Here is a 26,223-nt window from a genome sequence, read left to right as displayed (position 1 = left end):
TACAATGATTAAGAATAAAAATAAATTACTATTAGCAACAAGTATCATGGCAACTATGTTGGTATTGGTTTCTTGTGGTAAAAAAGATTCAGAAACAGCCAGCGGAGATCGGGTATTAAATATCTACAACTGGAATGACTACATAGACGAAAAGACCATCCCTGATTTTGAAGCCAAGACTGGCATCAAGGTCAAGTATGACTTATTTGATACCAACGAAGTGGTTGAAGCTAAATTAACTGCAGGTAGTTCCGGTTATGACATCGTGGTTCCAGCATCAAATTTTATGGAACGATTTGTAAAGGCTGGTCTGGTACAAAAATTGGATAAATCAAAAATTCCAAATTATAAAAATGTCGACCCAGATTTTTACAAAAACCTTGCCCAGTTTGATCCTAATAATGAGCACGCAATTAATTATTTATGGGGTACCACCGCAATTGGTTATAATGTTGAAAAAGTAACTAAAGCATTAGGTACATCCAACATTGATAGTTGGAGTGTTTTATTTGATCCAAAAAATGCTGCAAAATTAAAATCTTGTGGTATTGGTCTAATGGACTCCCCTCCAGAAGTAATTGGAAATGCGTTAATTTATTTAGGCTTTAACCCTAACTCAGAAAAAGAAGACGAGCTAAATAAAGCTAAAGATTTGCTTAAATCAATCGCCAAAAATGTTCGCTATTTTGATACCGCTAGATATATTAATGATATCGCTAATGGTGAAATATGTATCTTAATCGGCTTCAATGGCGATGTACTCAACGCGCAAGCAAGAGCTGAAGAAGCAAAAAACAACATTAAAATTAAGTATCTGGTACCAAAAGAAGGTGCAATAGTTTGGTTTGACACCATGGTCATTCCAGCTGATGCTAAAAATGTTGCAGAAGCTCATGAGTTTTTGAATTATTTCCTAGAGCCAGAAACAACCGCTCGAATCAGCAATCACATAAAGTTTGCTAACAGTAACAAGGCTTCGTTGCCATTACTCGATAAAGCGGTAGCTGAAAATGAAGCAATCTTTCCGTCTGAAGCTGCAAAAGCAAAGCTTGTCGCACTCCGTGCCTACACACAAGAGTATGATAGAAAGTTAACTAAAGCGTGGACTGAAATCAAGGCATCAACAAAGTAACAAAAATAAAAAACATGAAAAAGCCAATTAGCTTATTTTTAAACTGATTGGCTTTTTTATTTATATTCAAAAAAAAGGGGGTTTATAAATGAAAATTGAAAATAAGCGTGTACTACTTAGAGTTAACTCGGTAACTAAAAAGTTTGACAACTTTACTGCAGTCAATAATGTAAGTCTTGAGATTTACGAATCAGAAATTTTTTGTTTACTTGGTGGTTCGGGATGCGGAAAAAGCACACTATTAAGGATGATTGCCGGCTTTGAAGATCCCACCAGTGGCACAATAGAATTAGATGGTCAGGTCATTAACGATTTACCATCTTTTGAAAGGCCAGTAAATATGATGTTTCAATCCTACGCCCTTTTTCCACATATGACCGTTGAGGAAAATGTCGCCTATGGATTAAAAAGAGAAAAAACCCCTAAGGCTGAAATTCAACAAAGAGTATCTGAGATATTAGCCATGGTCAAACTTACCCATCTCAAACATAGAAAACCGAATCAGTTATCTGGAGGACAACAACAACGAGTAGCCTTGGCCAGAGCCCTAGTAAAAAAACCAAAATTATTGCTATTAGACGAGCCCTTAGGCGCGCTAGATAAAAAATTACGGGAAGAAACTCAATTTGAATTAATTAATTTACAAGAAACTTTAGGGATTACTTTTATCGTGGTTACCCATGATCAGGAAGAAGCTATGATTCTCTCTAACCGCTTAGGCGTTATGAATGAAGGGGAAATTGTGCAAACCGGAGCCCCTGAAGAAGTCTATGAGTTTCCCAATTCAAGATTTGTCGCTAATTTCATTGGCACCATAAATACTTCCGAAGGTGTGCTCATCAATGATGAGGCGGATCACGCTGTGGTTGAATCAAAAACCATTCCAGATCTAAAATTTTTTATTCCACATGGTATTAGCGCACATACTAACCAAACCGTTTGGGCTGCCGTACGACCTGAAAAAATCACACTGTCAAGGAGTGCGCCAAAGAGCAAACATCCGCTTGGAACGAACAGTTGTAAAGGGGAGGTATCAGGAGTAGCCTACATGGGTGGCATTACACTCTATCAAATTAAAGTAGGTGATTTTTCCTTTAAAGTTTCTAGCCATAACGATACTAGAGATTCAGATAATATCTTTGATAAAGGTGAAACCGTCTTTTTAAACTGGTCAGATGAAGCAGTAGTAAGTCTAACGATATAGTTAAGGGGGTCGATATGGTATCTATGATAATTAAATCACTTGAAGCAAGATCAATTTTTGACAGATTCATCCTAAGACAAGGGAGAAGGATTGTAATTTCTCTTCCTATGATTTGGGGGGCGTTATTTTTATTAATACCATTAATAATTGTCATTAAAATTTCACTTGCGAAATCCGTGATAGGCAGACCGCCCTACACCGCTCTTTATGAAATAGTAGATTCTTATCGGTTTATTCTAAACCTTGATTTTTCTAACTATTTTTTCTTGCTAAAAGATGGCTTATCTACAGATAATATCTACATTCAAGCCTATTTAAATTCTTTAAATATTGCTTTTTTTTCCACTATCTTGTGCTTAGTGATTGGTTACCCTATCGCATACTACATCGCGCGAAGCTCGTTGGCAAAAAGAAATCTACTACTTATGTTAGTAATACTTCCATTTTGGACTTCGTTTTTATTGCGCATCTACGCTTGGATTGGGATGCTAAACAATACTGGTATGATCAACAGCGTGTTGCTTTGGTTAGGTGTGATCAGCGAACCAATTGCCATGATGCAAACAACTTTTGCAGTCTACATTGGGATTGTCTATGCGTATCTTCCATTTATGATTTTACCCTTATACGCTAACTTAGTAAAGTTAGACGGAAGATTATTGGAAGCAAGCGCAGATTTAGGCGCGAGGCCAATAGTAACATTTTTTACGGTAACCTTCTGGCACTCATTACCTGGCATTATTGCTGGATGCGCATTAGTTTTTATTCCAGTGATCGGAGAATTTGTTATTCCTGAATTACTCGGTGGTGCCAATACTATCATGATAGGTCGACAATTATGGAACGAGTTTTTTGCCAATAGAGATTGGCCTGTCGCTTCAGCAGTTGCGACGGTTATGTTATTAATTATCATTTTTCCAATTGTATTTTTGCAAAGTAAAAATGTTAGTGCAAGTGGGCCAAAAATTTAATAGGGCATGAGGAAATTGGAGATATTATTATGAGAAAAAAAAGTTACTTCTTGGTTTCATGGTCAATTGGGGTTTTTATATTCCTGTATGTACCGATACTATATATGATTGCATTTAGTTTTAATGGCGGTCGATTGGTCTCGGTATGGGGAGGTTTTTCATTTAGGTGGTATGTTGAAATTTTTAATGACACAGCCTTCTTGAGCGCGGCATGGTTGAGTCTAAAAATCGCCACGATTAGCGCAAGTTTAGCTCTGGTCATTGGAACTGCTGCTGCCTTAGCTATCTCTCGGTATGGCAAATTCACCGGGCGAATGTTGTTGACCGGTATGGTGCTTTCTCCTTTAATTCTTCCCGATGTGATACTGGGTCTTTCGCTACTACTTCTATTTGTATCGTTAGAAAATTTAATTGGCTGGCCTCCAGAACGAGGATTTGTTACAATTGTGATCGCTCACACCACGTTCTGCGTCGCCTATGTAACTGGGGTAATGCAGTCTCAACTTTTATTCTTAAACCCATCTATAGAAGAGGCGGCGATGGATTTAGGCGCTAGGCCGGCACGAGTGTTCTGGGATATCGTTTTACCTTCCGTAACACCAGCATTACTGTCAGCTTGGCTACTCTCATTTACTCTTTCACTTGATGATGTCGTGATTGCTTCATTTGTGACTGGGCCAAACGCCACTACCTTGCCTATATTTATATTTTCAAAAATCCGTTTTGGATTATCACCTATGATTAATGTTCTGGCAACTTTTATTGTTATTTTTGTGAGCATCTTAGTAATTGCAATTAGTTATTACACTTTCAGAAACGAGAAGAAAAAGTTACTCTCAGAAAGTGGGTCCTAACATGCGCATTGGTGTTTTAGAAACTGGAAGAAGTTCAGATCAAAAAGTCATCGATCAATATGGGGATTACCCTATTATGTTTGAGAGACTATTATCAGGCCTTATGCCAAAGGCCACCTTTGAGACTTTCCGAGTCGTGAATAACATTTTCCCTGAGTCTCACACCGCTTGCGATGCTTGGATTATTACTGGTTCCAGACATTGTGCATTAGATGACTATTACTGGGTACATGTCGTAAAAGATTTGGTTAGAAAAAGCTATGTTCAAAAAGTTAAATTGCTGGGAATTTGTTTTGGCCATCAGGTCATCGCTCAAGCACTCGGAGGTATTGTTACACCTAGTGTTGGTTGGGGAATAGGCATTCATGAATATTCAATTATTAATCAACCGACTTTTTTTAATTATAGGCAACCAACGCTTAAAATCCCTGTTTATCACAATGATCAAGTCACCGTCACCCCTCCCGATTGTCAAATAATTGGTACTAGTGAGTTTTGTAAACACGCCATCCTCCATTACCCAGGCCATGCATTCACGACCCAAGCTCATCCTGAAATGACCAAAGCGTATATTCAAGTCCTCATCAATAGAGACAGAGGGAAAACTCTCAGTGAAGAAAGTGCAAAATTATTTGAAGCAACCTTACAGAAAGAAGTGGACTCACAACATTTTGCAGAATCTATGGTTGCTTTTTTAAGCAGCTAATTTTTCTTTGCTTGATACGCTAGAGCTAACCACAGCCCATTACTAGTGCTATCCCTCGCGGTATCCTTCGTGGCGCGTTTAGCGGATTGAAAATCAACATGGTGCCAAGTAAAAGTTGCAGGAAGTTCATAACAAAAACTTACCATGCTAACGTCTTTTGCTGATTGTAACTTTGCTAACGCAAAAACTGATACTCCTTGCAATTTCGCTTTAGCTTCCAAACAGGTCCATTCCTGAAGAAATGGATTTCTATGATTCAATGTAAATCTATTACGAATGGAATTTTGCTGTGATGGAATTTCTCGATCAGAGTATTCAATATCTACTCCCAAATCATATTCTTTACTCAGCGCATAGGCAATGAGTGAGCGACTATGACTTTGGGAAAAATAAATTTGCTGTTTAGCTTCACAAGGTTTAGCGTTTAGCGTAGTTAATTGTACCTCAGCTGGTGGGACGCCAATTCTTTTACCCAGCGCAACTCGCAAGCCAACTCTAGCTAAAGATGAAACAGGTCTTTGATTATAGACCTGAAGTTCCTGCTCGGTTAAGATATCGTTTTTGTTTAGACCATATTGTCGCTGCAAAAAAGCCGTCGTGGTTAGGATCAATTCAATCATTTAAAAATAAATTAAGTAAAATAGGTAGATGAGACATTCGCAACTTATTATAATAGGCTCAGGCCCCTCGGGTTACACGGCTGGAATTTACGCTGCTCGGGCAAATCTCAAACCCCTCTTGATCCAAGGTTCAAACCCTGGCGGCCAGCTCATGACCACTACTGATGTAGAAAATTGGCCAGGTGGTAAAGAAGGTCTATTAGGCCCAGAACTTATGGCATCGTTACAAGAGCACGCCTCAAGAATGGGTGTGGAGATTATTCAAGAACATATCACTAAAGTAAATCTATTACAGAGACCTTTTGTTTTACATAGTGGCGAGATGGAATATCAATGTGAGGCATTAATCATTGCAACTGGCGCAAGTGCAAAATATCTGGGCTTACCTTCTGAACAAAAATATCTTGGCAAAGGGGTGAGCGCTTGTGCGACTTGCGATGGATTCTTCTATCGCAATAAAGTGGTAGCAGTGGTTGGAGGAGGTAACGTAGCAGTTGAAGAGGCACTCTATCTCTCTAAAATTGCAAAGTTGGTTTACCTTATTCACAGAAGAGACTCCTTAAGAGCCGAAGCGGTACTGCAACAAAGAATTCAAAACTGTTTCCAGCAAGGCACCATAGTTCCATGCTGGAACTACGCAGTAAAAGAAATTACTGGTCAAGATTTTGTAACTGGTGTTGAGTTACAAAGCACCAATTCAACCACCAGTAAAAACCTAGCTATAGATGGATTGTTTATTGCGATTGGCCACACTCCCAACACTGCCCTTTTTCAGGGTCAATTAGACATGGATAATGGCTATATCTCTGTCGGTCATAACCATCAAGCACTAACCCAAACAAGTGTTGATGGTGTTTTTGCTGCGGGCGATGTTACAGATCATATCTATAGACAGGCCATCACCAGTGCGGGAAGTGGGTGTATGGCTGCGCTAGACGCGGTAAAATTTTTTCAATCATAAATCTTGCTCACTCGGATCTGTGATAAAAATCAAAGGATCATCAGTAAAGAATCCACTAATTCGCATTGGTTCAATAAATTTTAGAAGTGAAGCTAAGAGCTTGATTGAATTAACCGTATAGACTCTGAGCGCTATATCACGACTCAGGCAATCTGAAACTAATTGTTTGGAGAGTGCTTGAAACGCGATGTGATAACTTGAGGCTTGAATATTATTTATTTTATCAAATGCATCAGGAGCATGCTCTTCGGCAAGATATGCAATTGGAACTTCAGGTAGTCGGGATCTTACCGCCACTAATAACTGATAATCAAAACTACTTAGTAGAACCCTAGGTAGTATCTCAGCATTGGACTGTAATATTTTTACAAAATGTTTTGCATAATGAACTGGGTCAGCATTTGAATTTTCTAATTTTAACTCTAAATTAACATATAGGTTTCGTGTTAAGACAAAGTTTAAAAAATCTTCTAATACCGGTATTTGCTCTCCAGCGTACTCTTGTGAAAACCAACTTCCAGCATCTATTAATGGCAATTTAGCATGAGTTAAATTACTCACCATTCCAGACATATCAGTGCAGCGATCTAAGTGTTCGTCATGAAAAAGTACAAATGTATTATCACTGATGATCTGCACATCAGTCTCCAACCAACGCACTCCAGATTGATATGCTAATTCAAAACTTGCATATGTGTTTTCGGGTGCTTTACTCGAATAACCACGATGTGCGATTAATGGCGCGGGAAGTGGGGCAATGGGGAATTTAGGCATAGATTTTTCTTATTTTGGTTGGTTTTTAAGTGTAATTGATGGTTTTTATCGTATATACCTGTCATTTTGATGGTATATAATTGTAACATGAATGAAACACAGCTAACTTCACCTAATTCTGGGACTCATGTTTGTTTAATCCAGGAGTTTGGATCCATCATTTTAAAAGGGGAATTGCAGGGTGATTTGAAATCAGGGGCACCGATTAAAGTTGGAAATCATAGCACTTCTCGGCTAAAACATTATGTTAAAAATGAGTCGGGTATTTTTTTGACTACAGAAAACTCAATATACCGTTTAACATTTAAGGGGAACCCTCTTGACGCCATCCTTTCTAGTGGAAATCAAATTTCCATTGTAAAAGTAACGGTTTCAGACAACGCATTCTATTCGGAAGCTAGCACTGGCGATGTAATCTCAGGCAAGTTGCTTGATGATATTTGTTACGGGCAACCTATTTTACTATTGCAAGAAAACAGTAGGCTTTTTAAGTCAAGTACCGTTATTAGAGTTTTTAAAATTAATCATAAATTAAAACTTATCCAAACAAAATCATCATTATACAAGTTTAATCTATCTTGATTACTTCCAAGAAATGGTTGAGTAAGAAGTATTAGTAGCTACTGTCTTCCAAGCAGTGGCAAATAAAATTTCGACTGCCGTAGTTATTTCATTTTGGTGCTTTTGACTAAACGCTGACGCATCATATAACACTTCAGATAAATCTCTCCATCTCGGAATGGAAATGCCTAATGAATTAATATCTTTCATTAACGCTAGAGGGGTACGGTAAACCACAGGTTGGGTGATACTGGATACCACTGGTTCTGCGCAATTAGCTTTATACATGCGCTGAACTAAAGTACCCGAATCAATTGTTGTTGAAGAAATAAATTCAATATCACCGACTTGAAAACTTCGATTGCCTAATGCCACTACCTGCACCAAAGCATCGGCTGGCAATTTTGATGTTATAACCGAGAGTAGATTTGCATCAGCCTCTTCTCCTCTATCAACTCCTTCTCCTCTGAATGGCAAAAAGAAACAAACCCCTTCCATAGTGTCAATATCAGTGAGGTTTGGAATTTCATCGAGGAGAGTTTGGATGGGAATTTCTGGATAGAGCGACACAGCACAAGTTGGTAAATTTTTTTGGATTTCTTGTGCGAAAATTTCAATATAGCTTCCGTACAAAGCCAGACGAGTAATGGTAGGCCTTAATTCAACCCATTGCTTAGTCGCGTGATTTATTATCTCTAAAAGCAGAGGGTCGTCGTCAGGTAATTGGGGATAATTCATCTAACCTCCATTTAGCTAAGGGTTGCACATAAGGATCGCGCAGGGGAGCGCCGGATGAGCTACCCGGTATAATTGCCTGTTTCCTCCGTACATAACCGAGGTGTGCAATCATTTTTGCATTATCGGTACAAAGGTTGCTTGAGCTTACCAACATAGAGACGCCTAATGAAGTTAACTTATCAAGCAGAACGAGGCGCAATCTTTTATTGGCGCTTACTCCACCAGCAATGACCACCTGAGAGACTCTCCATTGCTCTAAGGCTCTCACTATCGTATCAGTCAAACTTTGTACGATAGCTTCTTGATAATGATACGCGATTTTTCTTTTTTCATTTTCACTCATGGAAGTCGCTGGATTTTTTTCTAAATAAACTCGCAATTGGGTTTTAAGACCGCTGAAACTAAAATCAAAATGACGCCTTGCGCTATGTTTACCCTTAGAAAAAAAAGGTACTTTAAAAAGTAATTGATTTTTAATGATTACTTCATCTTCAGGGAACTCATCAGCTAATTTTGCCAGTGAGGGACCACCTGGATATGGCAACCCAAGTAATGTTGCGCCTTTATCAAACGCCTCCCCACATGCGTCATCTCTCGTTTCACCCAAACAATAGTAACAACCTGGTCCAGTCACTGCGATAAGTTGAGTGTGCCCACCTGAAACGAGCAAACATAAATGAGGGTAGATTATTTTTTTATGTTCTAACTGGCATGTAGTTACATGCGCTTCTAAATGATTTATACCAATAAAAGGTTTATCCGCAAAACAGGCCAATGTTCGAGCATAAGTAAATCCCACCAATAATGACCCAAGCAAGCCAGGGCCTTGGGTACAGGCAATTAACGAAATATCTTGAAGAGAAATTGACTCTTGTTTGAAGAGTTCGCCAAGTAAGGCCGGTAAATACGTTTGATGTTCGCGACTCGCCAACTCTGGCACCACTCCACCATGTACCGAATGGATATCTATTTGCGTTCGAAGTACTTCCCGTACGATCCCCATTTTCTTATCGCAATAAAGCGCCACCGCGGTCTCATCGCAAGAAGTCTCAATTCCAAGGGTTAACATGTATCGGTAAAATATCGTATAATAACTGAATAGCTATTTTATGCCAATAATAAAAATAAAAGAAACTGAATCATTTGAGTACGCTTTAAGGCGTTTTAAAAGGTTGTGTGAAAAAGTGGGAATTGTTAATGAATTAAAGAAACGCAAGTATTACGAAAAGCCCACCACAGAACGCAAAAGAAAGAAATTAGCTGCGATCAAACGAAGTCAGCGAAAGCCTCGGATTCCTGAGTATTTTCAATTTGAGTAATAGGGGTTGCTTCTAACATGGAGCTCCGACTTAAAATTCAAATTCAAACCGACTGTAATAACGCGATTAAACAAAAGCGTAAGGAGGTCGTTGATACCCTTCGTCTGTTGTTATCTGCAATTAAACAATTTGAAGTTGATACTCGGGAGCCTGCTAAAGACTCCGTGATTACCTCAATAATTACTAAACAGATCAAACAACGCAAAGAAAGTATTGAGCTATTTAACAAGGCTGGAAGAACAGATCTAGTCACAAAAGAACAAACAGAGATGGATATCTTACAAACCTATTTACCTGAACCATTGCTTGAAGCAGAGGTTGTTCAGCTCGTCATTCAAGCGATTGCGACTAGCCAGGCATCCTCAGTACGGGATATGGGTAAAGTCATGGCTATGGTTAAGCCACAAATTGAAGGTAGGTTTGACCTCGCCAAAGCCTCTCAAATAATCAAAGAGAAATTACCTTAAGAGTAATTTGCTGGTATGGCAGATAGATTATTAGACTTTTTATTGGTAGAGCGACAGGATCCTAAAAAACTCGCCCCGAATGAACGAATTATCCATTTTAATGAGATCTACAGTCAATTCAAAGAAGACTCTTCAAAAGAACAGTCTCACCGGTGTTTAGACTGCGGCAATCCTTATTGTGAATGGAAATGCCCGGTACATAATTACATTCCAAATTGGCTAAAACTTGTCCAGCAAGGTAAGATTATTGAAGCCGCAGAACTATGTCATCAAACCAACAGCCTTCCAGAGATTTGTGGCAGAATCTGCCCACAAGATAGACTTTGTGAGGGAGCATGCACTATTAACGATGACTTTGGCGCGGTAACGATTGGTTCAATTGAAAAATATATTGTTGATACTGCCTTTGCGATGGGCTGGACACCAGACCTCAGCAATGTAGTAAAAACCAATTTCCGAGTTGCGATAGTAGGAGCAGGGCCTGCAGGATTAGCCTGCGCCGATGTTTTATCTCGCAATGGAGTTGAAGCCGTGGTATTTGATCGCTATGATGATATCGGAGGGCTGATGTTGTATGGCATTCCAAACTTCAAACTCGACAAGCAAGTACTCGCGACACGAAAACAAATTTTTGAAAAACAGGGGATCACTTTTCAATGCAACACCACGATTGGAAAAGATATTTCATTTGCACAAATTTTAAAAGACTTTGATGCAGTATTTATCGGCACTGGTGCCTATCAACCAATCACAGGCAATATCACAGGTCTTGACTCAGCAAATGTTGTCCTCGCCCTCCCCTTTCTCACCGCCAGCACCAAAAAAATACAGAAAAAAACTTTGACAAAACTAGAAAAAGAAGTTCTTACCACTTCTATCAATGAAAGAGTAGTAGTGTTAGGTGGTGGAGACACCGCCATGGACTGTGTGCGAACTGCAATTAGACTTAAAGCAAAAACGGTTACTTGCGTGTATCGCCGAGACGAAAAAAACATGCCAGGCTCTGCGCGAGAAGTGGCTAATGCAAAAGAAGAAGGTATTAAAATAATCTACAACAGCCAACCCACAGCAATAATTTCTAATGAACGAAGTGAGGTTAAACAAGTCACCGTAGCTGAGACTACCTTACAGCAATCAATAGGTCTCAACAGTAGAGCTGAGTATATCGTCAATCATGAAAAGCTTTCGTCAATCCCCGCCTCCAAGGTACTGATTGCTTTTGGATATAAGCCAGAACCTCACCCTTGGTTTGAAGAAATGGGAATAGCCTTTGACAAGAACACTCATAAAGTGCTGACTAAAAACAAACTTCCCTATCAAACTTCCAACCAGAAAATATTTTCAGGTGGCGATATGGTACGAGGTGCAGACCTAGTGGTCACTGCCGTGTATGATGGAAGAGAAGCTGCGCATTCCATAGTTAAATACCTACATGCGCAATAACTGCATACTCAAGGTCCTCAATCATCAATCTTCACCAAGGATGCCAATTTGGATCATGCGTCAAGCGGGTCGGTATTTGCCTGAATACAGGGCGATTAGAGAAAAAGCTGGAAGTTTTATTGCCATGATAAAAAACCCAGAACTTGTCGCAGAGATTACCTTACAACCTATCAAGCGATTTGATTTAGATGCCGCTATTATTTTCTCAGACATCTTAACCATACCAGATGCCATGGGGCTAGGATTAAAATTTGAAGATGGAATTGGTCCATCATTCAAAAGACCAATTGTTACCACTAACGATATTGATAAGCTTTCAGTTCCTGATCCCGAGCAAGATTTCAAGTACCTAAGCGATGGGATTGAATGTACTCTAGAATTGCTCCAATCAAGAGTTCCCCTGATTGGCTTTTCAGCAACTCCGATAACGTTAGCCAGATATATGTTGCAAGAGTCCCCAGAACACTGGATCAATAATCACCCCCAGCAATTTCACCAACTCATGCGCATGTTAAGCGCATCAATTAAACAATATTTACTACTCCAAGCCAATCATGGTGTCTCAATACTACAAATCTTTGATTCATGGGGCAATCATTTATCAACACCCGAGCTTTACAACACCTATGCCATACCTTACATAACAGAGATCATACAGTACCTACACAATCACGCACCAGAAGTTCCTGTAATTTTCTACACCAGACATCTCAACATGCAAGTTCTAGAGCAGATCGCCAATATTCCTCATATCACCGCACTAGCAGTAGATAGCCCTATAGATATAATTCAACTCAGGCAAAGCAACCCAACCATAATCCTGCAAGGCAATCTCAATCCCAGCCACTTAAACAACTCGGCAGAAGAACTAACCCAAGCAACTAAACAAGTATTGCAATCAATCACCAACCCAGAATTGCATATTTTTAATTTAGGTCAAGGAATAACACCAAGCGCTAAACCTGAACTGGTCGCGCACCTCATCGATCTCGTGCATCAATTTGAAACATAAGCCGTTACTGATTATTTTTGTAACTTTACTTCTTGATACTATCAGCATTGGAATGATAGTGCCAATTCTACCCTCATTATTCACCGATCCTAAATCCTCTGAATTTCTCTTACATTCAATCAATCCATCTTGGTGGTACTTTATCGCTGGAGCAACTACGGGACTTTTTGGAATCATGCAATTTATCTTTGCCCCCATCCTCGGTGAATTCTCGGATAAGGTTGGAAGAAAGCCAGTATTACTTGGATGTATAGCCGTACTCATCATAGCCAATACCTTATTTGCAATTTCAATATTAATACATTCATTTACTTTGGCAATATTTTCCCGAGCAATTGCAGGTATATCCAGTGCTAATTTTTCTGTTGCAGGAGCGGTGATTGCAGACTCAACCACTTTTAAAAACCGAACAAGTAATTTTGGAATTATTGGAATGGCGTTTGGCGCGGGTTTTGTTTTAGGCCCTGCACTGTGTAGTTTACTAGTTTCAATTACAGGGTCTTCGTCGGTACCATTCTTTTTTGCCGGTGGTTTTGGGTTGCTTAATCTTTATTGGGTGCAAACAATGCTACCTGAAACAAACCTCCATCCAAAAGATAGAAATAATAGTTCTTTATTCCCAGGAATCACTTCAATAAAAAAGGCAGTAATCAATAAAACGCTTCGTCCTGTTTATTTATGTTCTTTCTTTTTTTTCATTCCATTTATATTTATATCAACTTTTTCCACATTTTTTCTAACAGATAAGTTCAATCTCAACCAAAAAGAATTAGGAATTTACTTTACCACTGTCGGGGTAGCCATGATACTAACGCAAGGTTTTTTGCTTAGAATTGTAACAAAAATAACTAGCGAATATACATTAATTTGTATCTCTTTGTTGGCCTTTTGTCTTTCGCTGATATTTTTTCCACATATGCCAACCCTTCATGCTCAATACTTATTTATACCTGCAATTGTTATCCCCATCGCTCTTGTCAATTCAAATCTAAATGCCCTCCTTTCAAAACTCTCCAACAAGGATGATCAAGGAGTAGCGTTAGGTATACTTGGGTCAATTTCAGCGCTAATCTCAGGTATCGCGCCACTAGTGGGCGGATTTTTTATTTCTCATTTTGGATATATTTTTTTATTTATGTTTGGTTCTATCTCTGCGGTGATCGCATTTTTATATATGCGTTCGTTACAAAAATAATTGTAACTGACACAGCTAACTGGTAACAACAGTTTGCCCATGCTTCATAACAATAAATTCATTTTGATCAATTGATTGCTTGGCGAGTTCTTGTTTAAGCAATATAGGTGGCTCATCTAAAGGCTCGTCAGTGAGTCTTTCAAAGGTACCCCAGTGGTGTGCAATGGCTAACTTCGGTTTTAAAATATTAAAAACGCGCACTGCCTCTGCTGGATTAAGATGAGATTGCTTCATTATAAACTGGGGTTGATATGCTCCAATAGGAATTGTGGCAATTGAGATATGTGGAAATAGTTTAGCGATATCTACTATATCCTGTGAAAAACCAAGATCTCCTGAAAACCAAAAAGTGAAATTATTTTTACCTTGTAACATAAAGCTACCCCAAAGCGTATCACAGGTGTCGTAAAAAGACCGTGCACTCCAATGTTGCACTGGGAGAAAATTAATGACTAAATCTTCAAACTTGGTAGACTCTCCCCAGCTAAGTGATATGATTTTTTTTGAGTTTGTTTTTTTATAAAACCATTGCTCTACTCCTACTGGCACAATAAACAATGGGTTGTGATGCTTAACAAGGTATTGCACGGTAAGGTAGTCCAAGTGATCATAATGGTTGTGAGACAGTAAGACTAGATCTATAACTGGTAACGACTTCAAATCAATGCCTGGTGGCTGATGTCTTTTAGGCCCCAGCCATGAGACAGGTGAAGCTCGTTTGGAAAAATGTGGGTCAGTTAATATATTACATTTAGCGTGCTGAAGTAGAAATGTTGCATGCCCGACCCATGTTATCCTGGACTGGTCAGATTGGCTTTGAATTAATTCTAAATCAGGTTTTTGACCGATAATTAGTTTGCGAGGGATGTGAGTTCGTTTAGTTAGTAGCTTATTCCACATCCACTTGCGAACTTCTTTTTTTGACACCCCACTTCCTGAGCTTACCAAATATCTATTTTTGTATCTATAAGGCATAGAATCCATTATATCAATTAATAAAATATTATTTGATATGCCGTACTTTTTTGAACAAAATAAGTTATACTATGCGCACTTGCAACAGTAAAAGCACAAAAATCTGAATATTTAATTCGCATCAATAATCTCTTGCTGAGCAATTAGCTCAATGTTTAATAAAAAAAATAGGCCGTTTTCTAGTAGGTCAAAAAAACCATTCCAAAGGAACTCAAGCCCTTTTAAGGGATCCTCTATTAATGTCAAAAATCTTAAGGATAAATTTAGCCATCAGGAAAGCAAGCCAAAAACTCCTGTTGTTATTGCTAACAATTTCTCTGATTTTAATTTACATAAAGACATTCTTCACAATTTATCCTTACTTGGCTTTAAAAAACCAACTGAAATACAAGATTTAGCTATTCCCCATGTGCAAAGTGGTAAGGATCTCATTGGTCTAGCCAATACTGGAACTGGCAAAACTGCAGCATTTTTACTTCCACTGATCAACAAAATCCTCCACGATCGCACACAGTTCGTTCTCATTGTCGTGCCCACCAGAGAGTTGGCGATACAGATATTAAAAGACACCATGGCTTTTTCATTGAATGTTGGATTACGATTTGCTAATATTATTGGTGGAGCTAGTATGAGAACACAAATACAAGACTTAAAAAAGAATCCATGTATCGTAATCGGAACACCTGGAAGACTTATTGATATTATTAAGCAAGGGCATCTTCAATTAAAAGGTTTTAATAATATTGTTCTTGATGAAGCAGATCGCATGTTAGATATGGGATTTATCGCAGATATCAAATATATTTGTAAGCACATGGCACAACAAAAACAAGTCTTACTTTTCTCAGCATCAATGCCTACAGAAATTAAGAATATTATTCATAGCTTCCAACATGACCCAGTTACCATAGACCTTCAAAAGAATGTTACTGGCACTATAGAACAATCAATCATAGAAGTAGGCAAACAATCAAAAATGGAACTCTTACATAATTTGTTAACCAAAGAAGAATGTAATAAAGTTATTATCTTTGTCCGCACTAAACATGGGGTGTCAAAACTAGAAAAAGATCTGATCCAGAGAGGATTTAAGGCAACTTCAATTCATGGCGACAAAACCCAGGCCGCAAGGCAAAAATCTCTACTGCTATTTAGAGAAAATAAAGTACAGATACTTATTGCCACTGATATCGCGTCTCGTGGATTAGATATTCCGCAAGTAAGTCATGTAATTAATTTTGATTTGCCAGCTAACTATGATGATTACACTCACCGCATCGGAAGAACCGGTAGAGCAGGTAATACCGGTATTGCTATTACTTTTGCACCGTAACAGCACATACTATGAATCATGCTTTTGATGTTACCGTAGCATCGGAAAAAGACCTCACTAAAATCATCCCCATGTTTTGCAATTATAGATTGTTTTATCAAAAACCAATCTCGCCCTCAGAAGCTCAAACATACTTAGCAATGAGAATGAATAAAAAGGAATCAGTGATACTTATCGCCAGCACCCCATTAACTAGCCTTGGTTTTATTCAGCTCTACCCTACTTTTTGTTCTTTGCTCACTCGTCCGATTTATGTACTTTACGATCTCTATGTTGAAAAAGACTATAGACGATCTGGGGTAGCTAAAGCTATGATGCAATTCGCTGAAGAGGTTGCACGGGCCAATGGCATGGCACAAATCACCCTGACCACCGCACATACCAATGTCAATGCTCAAGCGCTCTATCACTCACTGGGCTATGTGAAAGATTTAGAATTTGCTACTTTCACAAAGCTACTTGATTAGACTGCTTGTATAGCAAAAATAAAATTATTTAACGATTATGCTTAACTGAGAGCTGCTATGAGATACGATATCCGACTCATAGAAATATTGTTGCTTGCATTGATAGGTATTGTACAGGGTCAACTGATCTACACCATGCTTTTGATATTGACCTTCTTGTAACATAGTACCATTTTGACCTGGTGGCGTCACATTACACTGACTTACCTTTTTTTTAGCAAAAACAATCATGTTGTTTTGCGTGCCGCGGTTCATCTGTGATGTAGTGAAATGGGTAAGGTTAGATAATGACTGAGGGATATCTAAAAAGTTTTTATGAGAATACGAGAACATTTTAGTAGTATTCCCACCGACGACTTTACTTTTATCTTCAGGGGTAAATAAGGCAAAAAAAGAATCCTGAATAACTTGCACGCTACTGGTACCTGTGTACCAATCAAATATATATGGTATTGAAGAGTTTTTACCCAATAACGCATAGTATAACGCTTTAACCCCAACAGTATTATTAATAGAATTGTTATTGGAGCCATGGTCAATATCTCCAATATCTAGAAACGAAGTTACGTAAGGTTTGTCAAGCACTGGGGTAAACGTACGCTGTGCAACTTCGCTAATCCAGAGTTTAAGGAAATCCGAGTACTTGCCATCTTTATAGATTTGTTCATTTCTGCTCCATTGTTTAATTTGCTCTAGCAACTCAAGTTGCGTTAGGGAAAGCTTTGCTTTCTTCATTGCGGCAAGAAACAGAGGGACAAAATATCTAGCATTGAGATCTGCTTCACTAGTCTTAGGAATGATATCCCAAGCCTCACTAGCGCTCATACTTCCACTTCGGGGAAAACGAATGTTAATCTCATTAACTCTATCAACGATTGACCAATTCCACCAAAGCATATCTGGGTTCGGATAATTATGCATGGGACTATTATTCCAATTAGTTAAAAAACTTCCAGATGGATCGTAAAACTTAGGATTTTTTGTAAAGGGTAAAAAGCCTTTCCAATCATACTCCCCAGTTCCGAGGATAGGAAATCGTGAATCATGCTGTGAGTGTCTTAATGGGAGTCTCCCAACATGACTGTAACCAATTACTCCAGAACTACCAATTAAATACCAGTTTATTGAAAGGGTAAATTGAGAGGCTTGTTGTAACCACTCTTGATAATTTTTTGCTTTTGCGACATAGAGCCACGCGAACATAGATTTCACTTCTGTCCCTTCCCACGAGCGAGCTTTACTAATCGCATATTCGCTACCTAGTGCAATGATATTGCCATGCACAGATCGACTCACGGTAAAAATTACTGGGTCGGCATTTTTAACCAATATGGTCTCCCTTGTAACTTCCATGGGTTTATAAACTCCCTGATGCAAATATTCATTTTTATTTTTATCGTGTAATTTTTCTACAAATAAATCCACCAAGTCACCAAACCCTGCGGTTGACCCCCACCCAATCGCATTGTTATGCCCAAAGATAATACATGGATATGCAAAAGGAGTTGTACCGGAAACTTCAAAACCTGGGGCATGTAAAGAAACAGCATAGACATAGCCAGGGTCAAACAAGCCAAACTGTGGCCCATTCACTAATATCGCTTCAGCATTTTTTGATTTATTTTTGCCAAGTATCCAAATATTTGATGCTGGTGAAGGTTTCATAATTCCCAACATATCCTCACTTGCACTTACCACTGGATCTACTTTTAACCATGATTGGTCAGGTGGCAAAAGTGCTTTATTTGTTACTCTTCCTTCAAAACTACCGTATCGTCTAGGTATGGTAGTAGGTGCGAGTGGATCGACAATCCACTTAAGTTGGTTAAAAATATTTTGTGCAGTGTTATCGCCGTATTTTTTTCGTAAGCTTCCAAGTAATTTTAGGTTTTCAAGCTCGGTGGTAAAATCAGAATATCTCCCAGCCATTGTTCCAACAAAAACCATCACCACATCAAACCTATTCCACTTGGTCAAGGCCATGCCAAGTTTTTTGAATTCATGGGGAATTAATTGTGGCTCTGAAGAGATGCTGTCAATATACGCATTCATGCCATCGGCATATGAATCAAGGATGGCTTTTTCCTCAACACTGAGTGCGTCTATTTGAGCTAGTATGCTTTTTTTCCAGAATAAGTTTCGCGCATATTTATCAAAAGCCAGATATTCTACTCCTAATACTTCAGCAACTTGCCCTTGGGTGCTTCTTCGGATCATTTCCATTTGAAATAATCTATCTTGAGCTACAGCGTATCCATACCCATAATAGACTTCTCGTACTGAGTTAGCAAATATCGCTGGAACCCCATAGGCATCGCGAATTATTTTGACTTCGCCTTGTTTTAACGATAACGCAAAGGCGGGAACACAGCCTATTTGCAAGATAAATAATAATGCTAAATAGTTAAATCTCACATTAATCTCCTTTAGAGATTGTCATGTAGCTGATTGCCCTATTTTGCTTGCGCAGTTCTAAAACTATTCCACACATCGGTTAATGCGCGTTCATATTCTAATGAATATGAACGAACGGAGATAAGTTTGCTTTCCAAATCCTTGGGAGGGTAAATACTTGTGTTTTCTAGGACTGCCTTGTCTACAAACTGCGACGATTGAATATTACTGTTAGCATATTGAGTGAAATTTGTAATTTTTGCCATAATTTCAGGTTTCAAAATAAAGTTAATAAACGTATGTGCTTCAGCAATATTTTTAGCGTCACTGGGAATCATCAAGGTATCAAAGAATCTAACTGCACCTTCCTTCGGCACAAAGAATTTAATCTTGATGGGTAGTTTTGCTTCATCGGCTCTTGTTTGTGCAATATTTGCATCGCCATTGTAAGTAATACCGATACAAATCTCTTTATTGGCAAAGTCATTTATCACTTTTGTCGTATCAATGTATTTGACATATGGGCGAATAGCCAGAAGAAGTTTTTTAGCCTCCCCAAGATCTTCAATGCTTCCCGAAAGTGGATCTTTTTTCAAATAAATAAGTGCGTTGGCAACGACCTCAGCAGGATTATCAGTGATCGCAATACCACATTTTGATAATGCTTTAGCTGATGTTGGGTCAAAGAGAAGACTCCATGAACTTAAATTTGCATTTGGTAAATTTTTCTTCACGAGCTCCTCGTTGTAAGAAATCGCGGTCATTCCCCATAGATAATTAATCGCATGTTCGTTATTAGCATCAAATGAGGCTAATACTTTTAAGAAGTTCGGGTCGGCGTTCACAAGGTTTGGTAGAAGAGATTTATCAAGCTTATAGGCAAGTTTATTGCTGATAAATCTTTCCATAAAATTAGAACCTATCACAACAAGATCATATCCACTATCACCAGCAAGCATTTTTGATTCTACAACTTCTTGGCTATCAAATAGGTCATACTGCACTTTAATTCCTGATTCAGCTTCAAATTCAGTAATCACGGCAGGGTCTATATACTCTGACCAGTTATAAAAATTAAGTGATTTTGGTGCGGTAGATTCTTCTTTATTTTTGCACGAGGTAAGTGACAATGCTAGGACGACGCATACGATCAATAATCCACTTTTGTGTAAATTTTGTAGCATAATAATTCTCCTTAATTTATTAATAACAGTATTTTTTAGTAAAAATCTTATCGTTCCTTTGTACAAGATATATTATACCCTCAATAAATCCCACAATAGCCGGAATGAAAGTCCAGAAAAATATCAAATAAACGATGCCGGTACCGATTCTTCCACAATAAAATTTATGTATTCCCAATCCACCTAAAAATAAAGCCAACACACCTGCTACTACTTTACTTTTTAAATCCTCTTCTTCAACATCTTTTGCAGTGCTGTTAACATTGACATGGACATTAATCTGATGCGCGCCTGAAGTTACAGAAGTAGATATCTCTCCATTTCCGCCTCCTTCGCCACCTCCACCCACCACTGCAACACCACAATGAGAGCAGAATTTATCTAGTGCGCTTATCAATTCACCACAATTGGTGCAATATTTTTTAATTGCGAGTTCACTCATGTGTAGATTCCTTGCACAGAGTCAGGTACTAGGAACATCAGCAATGACTTAAAAAAAGTTACCAGTGAAAGTATATAAGAATAGTAGAGATAGGTGAACAATATCGTATTGACAATGGCTAAAAATAGTATTACGGAAATGTATAGTCGTTCATTAGTCGGGAACAAATTTTGAGCTTGATACAGCGCTCCAACCACACCAATGATAAATGCGAGTAGACCCGCTAACGGAATTGGCACAAAACAAAGTAACAGTGCAATATTTAAATAGGCGTCATGTTTACGAAAGAAACTTCCAACTTGTTTAGATATTCCTGAGACTGAATGTTCAAATGGACTGCGTTCCATAGTGTAGACATTGTACACTAGTGTTTTATTTTATTGTTTTATTTTAGGTTGATCGCTGCAAGTGCTTTTTGAATATCTATAGTAACCGCATTTAATTGGATTATTATTTCACCTTTTGCATTAATGATAGTTACTAAATTTGAATGTTCGAAATCTCCGAACTCATCTCGCTTGTACTTAACACCCAACACTAAAGCTAATTTGCGCACGGTTACCTCGTCCGAAGAATACATATTCCACAATGAACTATTTAGCTTGTGCTCTTTCAAGTATGCTGAATTGCTGGTCGGATTATCTCGCTCATAATCAAATGAAAACATTTTAAAGACAATACCACGCTGCTCTGCGTCATCGGGCAAAGCCTTAGCTAATTTTTTAAGCTGGGATATAATTATCGGACAAGCAGCTTGGCAATGGGTAAATACCATGGCCACAATGGAAATTCTATGTTTGGCAAAATCTTTATAGGTAAATTCCTTGCTAAATGAATCTTGCCAAGTTCCTGGCAAGCTAAATAACGAAGCTGGTTCTGATTGCGCCTGCACCGGCAACACAAACAATATCATTAATACGCTGAAAATAACTCTCTTCATAATGATTTCTGATTAATGACGCACCGAAAACCTAATTGGCTGGTGGAAAATTTTGCATCTAAACTAGATCGGAGTGAGAATCTCAAAAACGCAGGGTAGTTCGTGGCGTCCAAAGAATTTAAACTGCCTGATCCACAAAACAACTGCCCGTCTGTATCGGATATATCTCTACTATCTCCGCCATTGACAATAATCGCATTAAAATCATAGGTCCATTCAAAGATTAAATCATAAAGATCAAATATACCAAAACTATTTGGGTTGCCTTCTCCAACTTTCCGCAATGCTTTGGTTGCAGGCTTGCTCAACCAATTAATTTCTATGCTTTTAATATTTGTTTGATCTAAATTATTATTAGTATAAACATATTCATATTGATCTGTGGTGGGCAAGGTTTTACCCGCTGATTCACAATACGACTGTGCGGCAAACCACGAAACATTAGTAATAGGTGCCTGATCAATTTCATTAGTTGATAAATACTGTTGGTCACTAAATAATTTAGATACTTTGTCTTTTTTCCATTCAGGTGAAGTTTCAGTAAACTTCATAAACTGTTTTCTCGTCACAGGATATTTATCCATCCAAAACGATTTTATGGTAACAGATCTGGTAGTTGGAAAAGTTGTGCTTTGACTGATCGCAACCTTTGAGGTATTTTTTACTGAGGCAGGAGGCGAGCTAAAAAAAGGTTTATACATTCCCTCTGGTATTTGCACCATCGTCGTGCTATCTATAGTTTCGGAAAAAGATCCAGCAGACACTATAGTTAGCACGACAAAGGTAGCAATCTTCATACCATTATTTTCTTTGTGCTTCAACCTCTTCTGGAGTGACTTCTTTATTAGAATTGCCCCAAGAGTTATAAACAAAAGTGAGGATATTGCTTACTTCATCATTGTTTAGATTTAATGCTGGCATTGCTGAGTTGTATTTTTTTCCATTTACTACGATAGGACCAGTTAATCCTTTGATCACGGCTCTGATTGCATTGGCTTTATCTTTATTAAGATAATCAGACTTAGCCAGTGGAGGAAATACATTTTCAATACCCGCACCATTGGTTTGATGGCAAGCGGCACAGTTGGTTATATAGAGCTGCTTACCCTTTGCAATTCTATCAGCTTTAGTTTTCGGGGCAGTGGCAACAACAAATTTATCTTCAACAGGTACCCGAACATCTATTCCTTCAGGGAGATACACCTCGTCAGCAACTTTGCCAGAATAGATTGTTTTATTTTCTGGTCCAACAAATTTAATTTGGCCTAATGCTCCTTTATTAAACGCTCTAGTAAGTGCGTGGTCTACGAGAATACTTACTCCGGGCACATCAGATTTAAACTCAACAATCGACGAACCGCCAGGTGGGACGCTGGTAGTTTGAACATTTTCATAAAAGACATTTGTCGCTCCCTCTGGGTACACTTTATCGAATATTTCACCAATTGGATGGAACGATGAAGTTAAATTTGGTCCGCCAACTCCAAAAAAGATTCGAACGGTTTCACCGACATTGACTTTGAGCGCATTAGGTCCCACTAATGAAGTAGTAGATCCGTTAAACACAACATAGTCTGGAGTTTCGTTTATCGCTTTTTCCATACTGAAAGGTTGGTAACCTTGCTGTCCATTTTTACCCACGGTATAAAAATCACCCTGCACTACATAAAATTCTTTATCTACTGGTGGAAGACCTTCTTCTGTTTCTACATAAATTAATCCATACATGCCATTTGCAACATGCATTCCTACTGGAGCGGTTGCACAATGATAAATATATAAACCAGGGTTAATGACTTTAAAATTAAATACAGAAGTGTGGCCGGGAGCAGTAAACGAAGAAGCGGCTCCACCTCCAGTACCTGTAACAGCATGTAAATCTATATTATGAGGTACCTTACTCGTGGGGTGATTAGAAAGATGAAATTCAACCTCATCTCCTACTCTTACACGAATAAATTTCCCAGGAACATAATCACCGTAAGTCCAAAAGGTATACTTAACCCCTGGAGCAATTTCCTTTTCAATTTCTTTAACTTCTAACTTAACTATTATTTTTGCACTCGGGATAGTGTCGTTAGTAATTTTTGTACTTACATTAATAAAACATAGGAGATAGGAATGAATAAAATATTTACTGTAGTAATAAGCACTTGTTTGAAACAACACCATAACAGTGCTTATTACTACAGTAAATATTTTATTCATTCCTATCTCCTATGTTTTATTAATGTAAGTACAAAAATTACTAACGACACTATCCCGAGTGCAAAAATAATATCCCCTGGCACTCTGGCCCAAACAAAAAACTGCATAATTGGATTATGCATAAACTCAGCAGACCTAGCATAATAATATGAATTTTGAAAACTATGATACGCTTGATAGAATCCTTGTGGTAGCAAGGAGAAAAAAGTCATAAGAATCATACCAATTTGCAAACTCCAGAATGAAAAAGATATTAATTTTTCACTCCACTTACTAATATCTGTTAATCCTCTAAGACAAAACAACATAAGACCAATACCTAGCATACCATACACTCCAAATAGAGCGGCATGTCCATGGTTAGCAGTAGTGTTCAACCCCTGCATATAATACAACGAAATTGGTGGATTTATCAAAAATCCGAATGCACCAGCGCCAATCATATTCCAAAATAATACCCCTGCAAAAAATCTAAACGGCCATTTGTAGTTATCATGCCAACTAACTTTTTTCTCCATATAGACATGCTGATATGCTTCAAACCCCATGACAGTAAGTGGTACTACTTCTAATGCTGAGAAGACTGCACCGAGTGCCAAAACAGAAATAGGAGTTCCAGACCAATATAAATGATGAAAGGTGCCTAGCACTCCTCCACTTAAGAATATAATTGCAGAAATCATTACAGAAGTTGTGGCCACTCTAATGCGCAAGATGCCCATTTTTACAAAGACTACTGCAACTATTGCAGTGGCGAATACTTCAAAAACGCCCTCAACCCAAAGATGCACCACCCACCATCTCCAGTACTCAACTATACCAATATTGGTATGTTCGTTATACATTAGTCCTGCTCCATATAACAATCCGATTGAGACAGTTGATAATATAACTAATATCAGCAATGAGTTATTTTCTTTTTGTTTTAACGCAGGTGCCAACGCTCGCAATACTAAAAATACCCAGAGTAGTAACCCGATAAATAAATAGATTTGCCAAAATCTTCCCATATCAACATACTCATAACCCTGAGTACCAAAATAAAATATTTTTTGTGAATCTCCACCTAACAATCTAAAAACCGATAACCACTGACCAGCAAAAGCCCCAACCACTATTATCAAAAGAGAGATGAAGAGGAAGTTAACGCCGAGCACCTGATACTTTGGCTCATAGCCTGACAATAATGGAGCAAAAAATAATCCAGATGCTAGCCAAGCGGTAGCAATCCACAGCACCGCTAATTGGGTATGCCAAGAACGAGAAAGTGAGTACGGCAAATAATCTGATAAAGGGATGCCATATAATCCATGCCCCTCCACTTGGTAATGTGCGGTAATGATACCCAAAATAACCTGGACAATCATTAACAAAGCCACCACCACAAAGTACTTCAGCGTCGCTCGCATTGATGGCGTTAATAATACCGACTCCATAATATCAGACTTAGCAAATCCCGCTTCAGGCTCAATATCACCTCTCCACATATCAAATTGTTTAGCGTAATACCAAACCAAAAATCCTATTCCTGCTATCAATAAAAATATAGAAAAAATAGACCACATCAACACACTTGCACTTGGGGTATTCCCAACCAGAGGCTCATGAGGAAAATTATTAGTGTAACTAACCGTATCATCTGGTCTAAGTGTTGTAGAACTCCATGCCGTCCAAAAGAAAAACGCCGCTAAATTTTTAGACTCAGCCTCAGAGAGCACAGTTTGTTTAGGAAAGGCATACTGTTCTCTAAGCGCCAATGCGCTTTCACCAATTCCTTGAAATAAATTTAAGTAATGTTGAGTCACCAATGCTATCGCCTTTGCTCTTTCGGCAGAGATGGTAATAGTTTGAGTATTAGAATTATAGGTATTTAATTTAAGCTCTTGTTTAATCTTTTCAGCGATAATAACAGCTTGCTGTTCTTGAGTCAGCGATCCACCACCTACACCAACTTGCGTGTAGTATTTATCAAGCTCAACTGCTTCACGATGCAACCAATCAGCGCTCCAGTCTGGCGCTAAATAGCTACCATGCCCCCAGATTGAACCTTGGTGCATGCCACCAATTGATTGCCAAATCGTTTGTCCAGTTAAAATATCAGCTTCAGTAAATACGACTTCATTAGTACTAGTAACAACTTCTTTAGGAATTGGTGGGACTGTTTGATATATTTGACCTCCATAATATAACAGCACCCCAAACATCACTGTTACGCTCGCTGCCAAAATGATCCACAGTCTTTTTACACTAAATGTTGAATGGTAATTTTCCATAATTTCTCCGAAAGGTGGTACATCTTATCACTGCGAGTATAACTACTCGC

At 38.4% G+C, this 26,223-nt stretch carries 27 protein-coding genes; 14 read left to right on the top strand and 13 right to left on the bottom strand.

Features of this window, described 5'->3' with window-relative positions; genetic code table 11:
- Positions 1-4: 4 nt before the first annotated feature.
- The 5 genes from QM538_03830 (at position 5) to QM538_03810 (ending at position 4,867) form a co-directional block, all read left to right on the top strand.
- Entirely contained in the window at positions 5-1,132 is a 1,128-nt protein-coding gene (locus QM538_03830) for a polyamine ABC transporter substrate-binding protein (protein MDI9347612.1), read from the top strand.
- 88 nt (positions 1,133-1,220) lie between these two features.
- Positions 1,221-2,336: an ABC transporter ATP-binding protein gene (locus tag QM538_03825; GenBank protein MDI9347611.1), complete on the top strand. Its 1,116-nt coding sequence runs from the start codon at positions 1,221-1,223 to the stop codon at positions 2,334-2,336.
- Between the two features lie 14 nt (positions 2,337-2,350).
- Positions 2,351-3,307: an ABC transporter permease subunit gene (locus QM538_03820; GenBank protein ID MDI9347610.1), complete on the top strand. Its 957-nt coding sequence runs from the start codon at positions 2,351-2,353 to the stop codon at positions 3,305-3,307.
- Positions 3,308-3,336: 29 nt separating this feature from the next.
- Positions 3,337-4,161, top strand: coding sequence for an ABC transporter permease subunit (locus tag QM538_03815; GenBank protein ID MDI9347609.1), 825 nt, complete (start codon positions 3,337-3,339; stop codon positions 4,159-4,161).
- Between the two features lies 1 nt (position 4,162).
- Positions 4,163-4,867 (top strand): hypothetical protein, encoded by a 705-nt coding sequence (locus QM538_03810; GenBank protein ID MDI9347608.1) that lies wholly within the window; start codon positions 4,163-4,165, stop codon positions 4,865-4,867.
- Here the strand turns inward: QM538_03810 and QM538_03805 are convergent.
- Complete coding sequence (locus QM538_03805; protein ID MDI9347607.1) at positions 4,864-5,487, bottom strand: hypothetical protein; 624 nt, start codon at positions 5,485-5,487, stop codon at positions 4,864-4,866. The two genes, QM538_03810 and QM538_03805, sit on opposite strands and share 4 nt — an antisense overlap.
- A gap of 28 nt (positions 5,488-5,515) precedes the next feature.
- On the opposite strand from QM538_03805, the gene trxB reads away from it, so the two are divergent.
- On the top strand, positions 5,516-6,448 hold the full coding sequence (trxB, locus tag QM538_03800; GenBank protein ID MDI9347606.1) for a thioredoxin-disulfide reductase: 933 nt from the start codon (positions 5,516-5,518) through the stop codon (positions 6,446-6,448).
- On the opposite strand, the gene QM538_03795 is transcribed toward trxB, so the two are convergent.
- On the bottom strand, positions 6,443-7,222 hold the full coding sequence (locus QM538_03795; GenBank protein ID MDI9347605.1) for a glycerophosphodiester phosphodiesterase family protein: 780 nt from the start codon (positions 7,220-7,222) through the stop codon (positions 6,443-6,445). The genes trxB and QM538_03795 overlap by 6 nt on opposite strands.
- A gap of 87 nt (positions 7,223-7,309) precedes the next feature.
- Between QM538_03795 and QM538_03790 the strand changes: the two genes are divergently transcribed.
- Positions 7,310-7,804, top strand: a complete 495-nt coding sequence (locus tag QM538_03790; protein MDI9347604.1) for a hypothetical protein — start codon at positions 7,310-7,312, stop codon at positions 7,802-7,804.
- On the opposite strand, the gene QM538_03785 is transcribed toward QM538_03790, so the two are convergent.
- Both QM538_03785 and tsaD read right to left on the bottom strand, forming a co-directional pair.
- Positions 7,805-8,521 (bottom strand): hypothetical protein, encoded by a 717-nt coding sequence (locus QM538_03785; GenBank protein MDI9347603.1) that lies wholly within the window; start codon positions 8,519-8,521, stop codon positions 7,805-7,807.
- The gene (gene tsaD, locus QM538_03780; protein ID MDI9347602.1) at positions 8,499-9,590 is read right to left on the bottom strand and encodes a tRNA (adenosine(37)-N6)-threonylcarbamoyltransferase complex transferase subunit TsaD; all 1,092 of its coding nucleotides are present in this window, start codon (positions 9,588-9,590) and stop codon (positions 8,499-8,501) included. The genes QM538_03785 and tsaD overlap by 23 nt, the downstream gene beginning before the upstream one ends.
- Before the next feature lie 40 nt (positions 9,591-9,630).
- Between tsaD and rpsU the strand changes: the two genes are divergently transcribed.
- From rpsU to QM538_03755, 5 genes are read left to right on the top strand one after another with little or no spacing between them, the layout of a single operon-like run.
- On the top strand, positions 9,631-9,840 hold the full coding sequence (rpsU, locus tag QM538_03775; GenBank protein MDI9347601.1) for a 30S ribosomal protein S21: 210 nt from the start codon (positions 9,631-9,633) through the stop codon (positions 9,838-9,840).
- Positions 9,841-9,857: 17 nt separating this feature from the next.
- The gene (locus QM538_03770) at positions 9,858-10,307 is read left to right on the top strand and encodes a GatB/YqeY domain-containing protein (protein ID MDI9347600.1); all 450 of its coding nucleotides are present in this window, start codon (positions 9,858-9,860) and stop codon (positions 10,305-10,307) included.
- Between the two features lie 15 nt (positions 10,308-10,322).
- Entirely contained in the window at positions 10,323-11,750 is a 1,428-nt protein-coding gene (locus QM538_03765) for an FAD-dependent oxidoreductase (protein MDI9347599.1), read from the top strand.
- Positions 11,740-12,762 (top strand): uroporphyrinogen decarboxylase, encoded by a 1,023-nt coding sequence (gene hemE, locus QM538_03760; protein MDI9347598.1) that lies wholly within the window; start codon positions 11,740-11,742, stop codon positions 12,760-12,762. Before QM538_03765 ends, hemE begins: the two co-directional genes overlap by 11 nt.
- The gene (locus tag QM538_03755; protein ID MDI9347597.1) at positions 12,752-13,957 is read left to right on the top strand and encodes an MFS transporter; all 1,206 of its coding nucleotides are present in this window, start codon (positions 12,752-12,754) and stop codon (positions 13,955-13,957) included. The genes hemE and QM538_03755 overlap by 11 nt, the downstream gene beginning before the upstream one ends.
- Positions 13,958-13,972: 15 nt before the next feature.
- On the opposite strand, the gene QM538_03750 is transcribed toward QM538_03755, so the two are convergent.
- A complete protein-coding gene (locus tag QM538_03750; protein ID MDI9347596.1) occupies positions 13,973-14,932 on the bottom strand; it encodes an MBL fold metallo-hydrolase in 960 nt (319 codons plus the stop codon).
- A gap of 151 nt (positions 14,933-15,083) precedes the next feature.
- On the opposite strand from QM538_03750, the gene QM538_03745 reads away from it, so the two are divergent.
- Positions 15,084-16,265, top strand: a complete 1,182-nt coding sequence (locus tag QM538_03745; GenBank protein MDI9347595.1) for a DEAD/DEAH box helicase — start codon at positions 15,084-15,086, stop codon at positions 16,263-16,265.
- 11 nt (positions 16,266-16,276) lie between these two features.
- Positions 16,277-16,732, top strand: a complete 456-nt coding sequence (locus QM538_03740) for a GNAT family N-acetyltransferase (protein MDI9347594.1) — start codon at positions 16,277-16,279, stop codon at positions 16,730-16,732.
- A gap of 24 nt (positions 16,733-16,756) precedes the next feature.
- Here QM538_03740 and QM538_03735 read toward each other — a convergent pair whose 3' ends face one another.
- The 8 genes from QM538_03735 to QM538_03700 are packed head-to-tail and all read right to left on the bottom strand — an operon-like array spanning position 16,757 to position 26,173.
- Positions 16,757-19,147: a penicillin acylase family protein gene (locus QM538_03735; protein ID MDI9347593.1), complete on the bottom strand. Its 2,391-nt coding sequence runs from the start codon at positions 19,145-19,147 to the stop codon at positions 16,757-16,759.
- A gap of 38 nt (positions 19,148-19,185) precedes the next feature.
- The gene (locus QM538_03730) at positions 19,186-20,310 is read right to left on the bottom strand and encodes an extracellular solute-binding protein (protein ID MDI9347592.1); all 1,125 of its coding nucleotides are present in this window, start codon (positions 20,308-20,310) and stop codon (positions 19,186-19,188) included.
- A gap of 19 nt (positions 20,311-20,329) precedes the next feature.
- Complete coding sequence (locus QM538_03725; GenBank protein MDI9347591.1) at positions 20,330-20,752, bottom strand: NINE protein; 423 nt, start codon at positions 20,750-20,752, stop codon at positions 20,330-20,332.
- Entirely contained in the window at positions 20,749-21,099 is a 351-nt protein-coding gene (locus tag QM538_03720) for a hypothetical protein (GenBank protein MDI9347590.1), read from the bottom strand. The genes QM538_03725 and QM538_03720 overlap by 4 nt, the downstream gene beginning before the upstream one ends.
- A gap of 38 nt (positions 21,100-21,137) precedes the next feature.
- A complete protein-coding gene (locus tag QM538_03715; protein MDI9347589.1) occupies positions 21,138-21,692 on the bottom strand; it encodes an SCO family protein in 555 nt (184 codons plus the stop codon).
- On the bottom strand, positions 21,689-22,489 hold the full coding sequence (locus QM538_03710) for a formylglycine-generating enzyme family protein (protein MDI9347588.1): 801 nt from the start codon (positions 22,487-22,489) through the stop codon (positions 21,689-21,691). Before QM538_03710 ends, QM538_03715 begins: the two co-directional genes overlap by 4 nt.
- A 4-nt stretch (positions 22,490-22,493) precedes the next feature.
- Positions 22,494-23,900, bottom strand: a complete 1,407-nt coding sequence (gene nirK / locus QM538_03705; protein MDI9347587.1) for a copper-containing nitrite reductase — start codon at positions 23,898-23,900, stop codon at positions 22,494-22,496.
- Between the two features lie 2 nt (positions 23,901-23,902).
- Positions 23,903-26,173 (bottom strand): nitric-oxide reductase large subunit, encoded by a 2,271-nt coding sequence (locus tag QM538_03700; GenBank protein MDI9347586.1) that lies wholly within the window; start codon positions 26,171-26,173, stop codon positions 23,903-23,905.
- Positions 26,174-26,223 lie beyond the last annotated feature (50 nt).

This window comes from Candidatus Methylacidiphilales bacterium (assembly GCA_030054035.1).
GTDB lineage: Bacteria > Pseudomonadota > Gammaproteobacteria > JASGCS01 > JASGCS01 > JASGCS01.
This window is presented reverse-complemented; position numbering and strand designations above follow the sequence as displayed.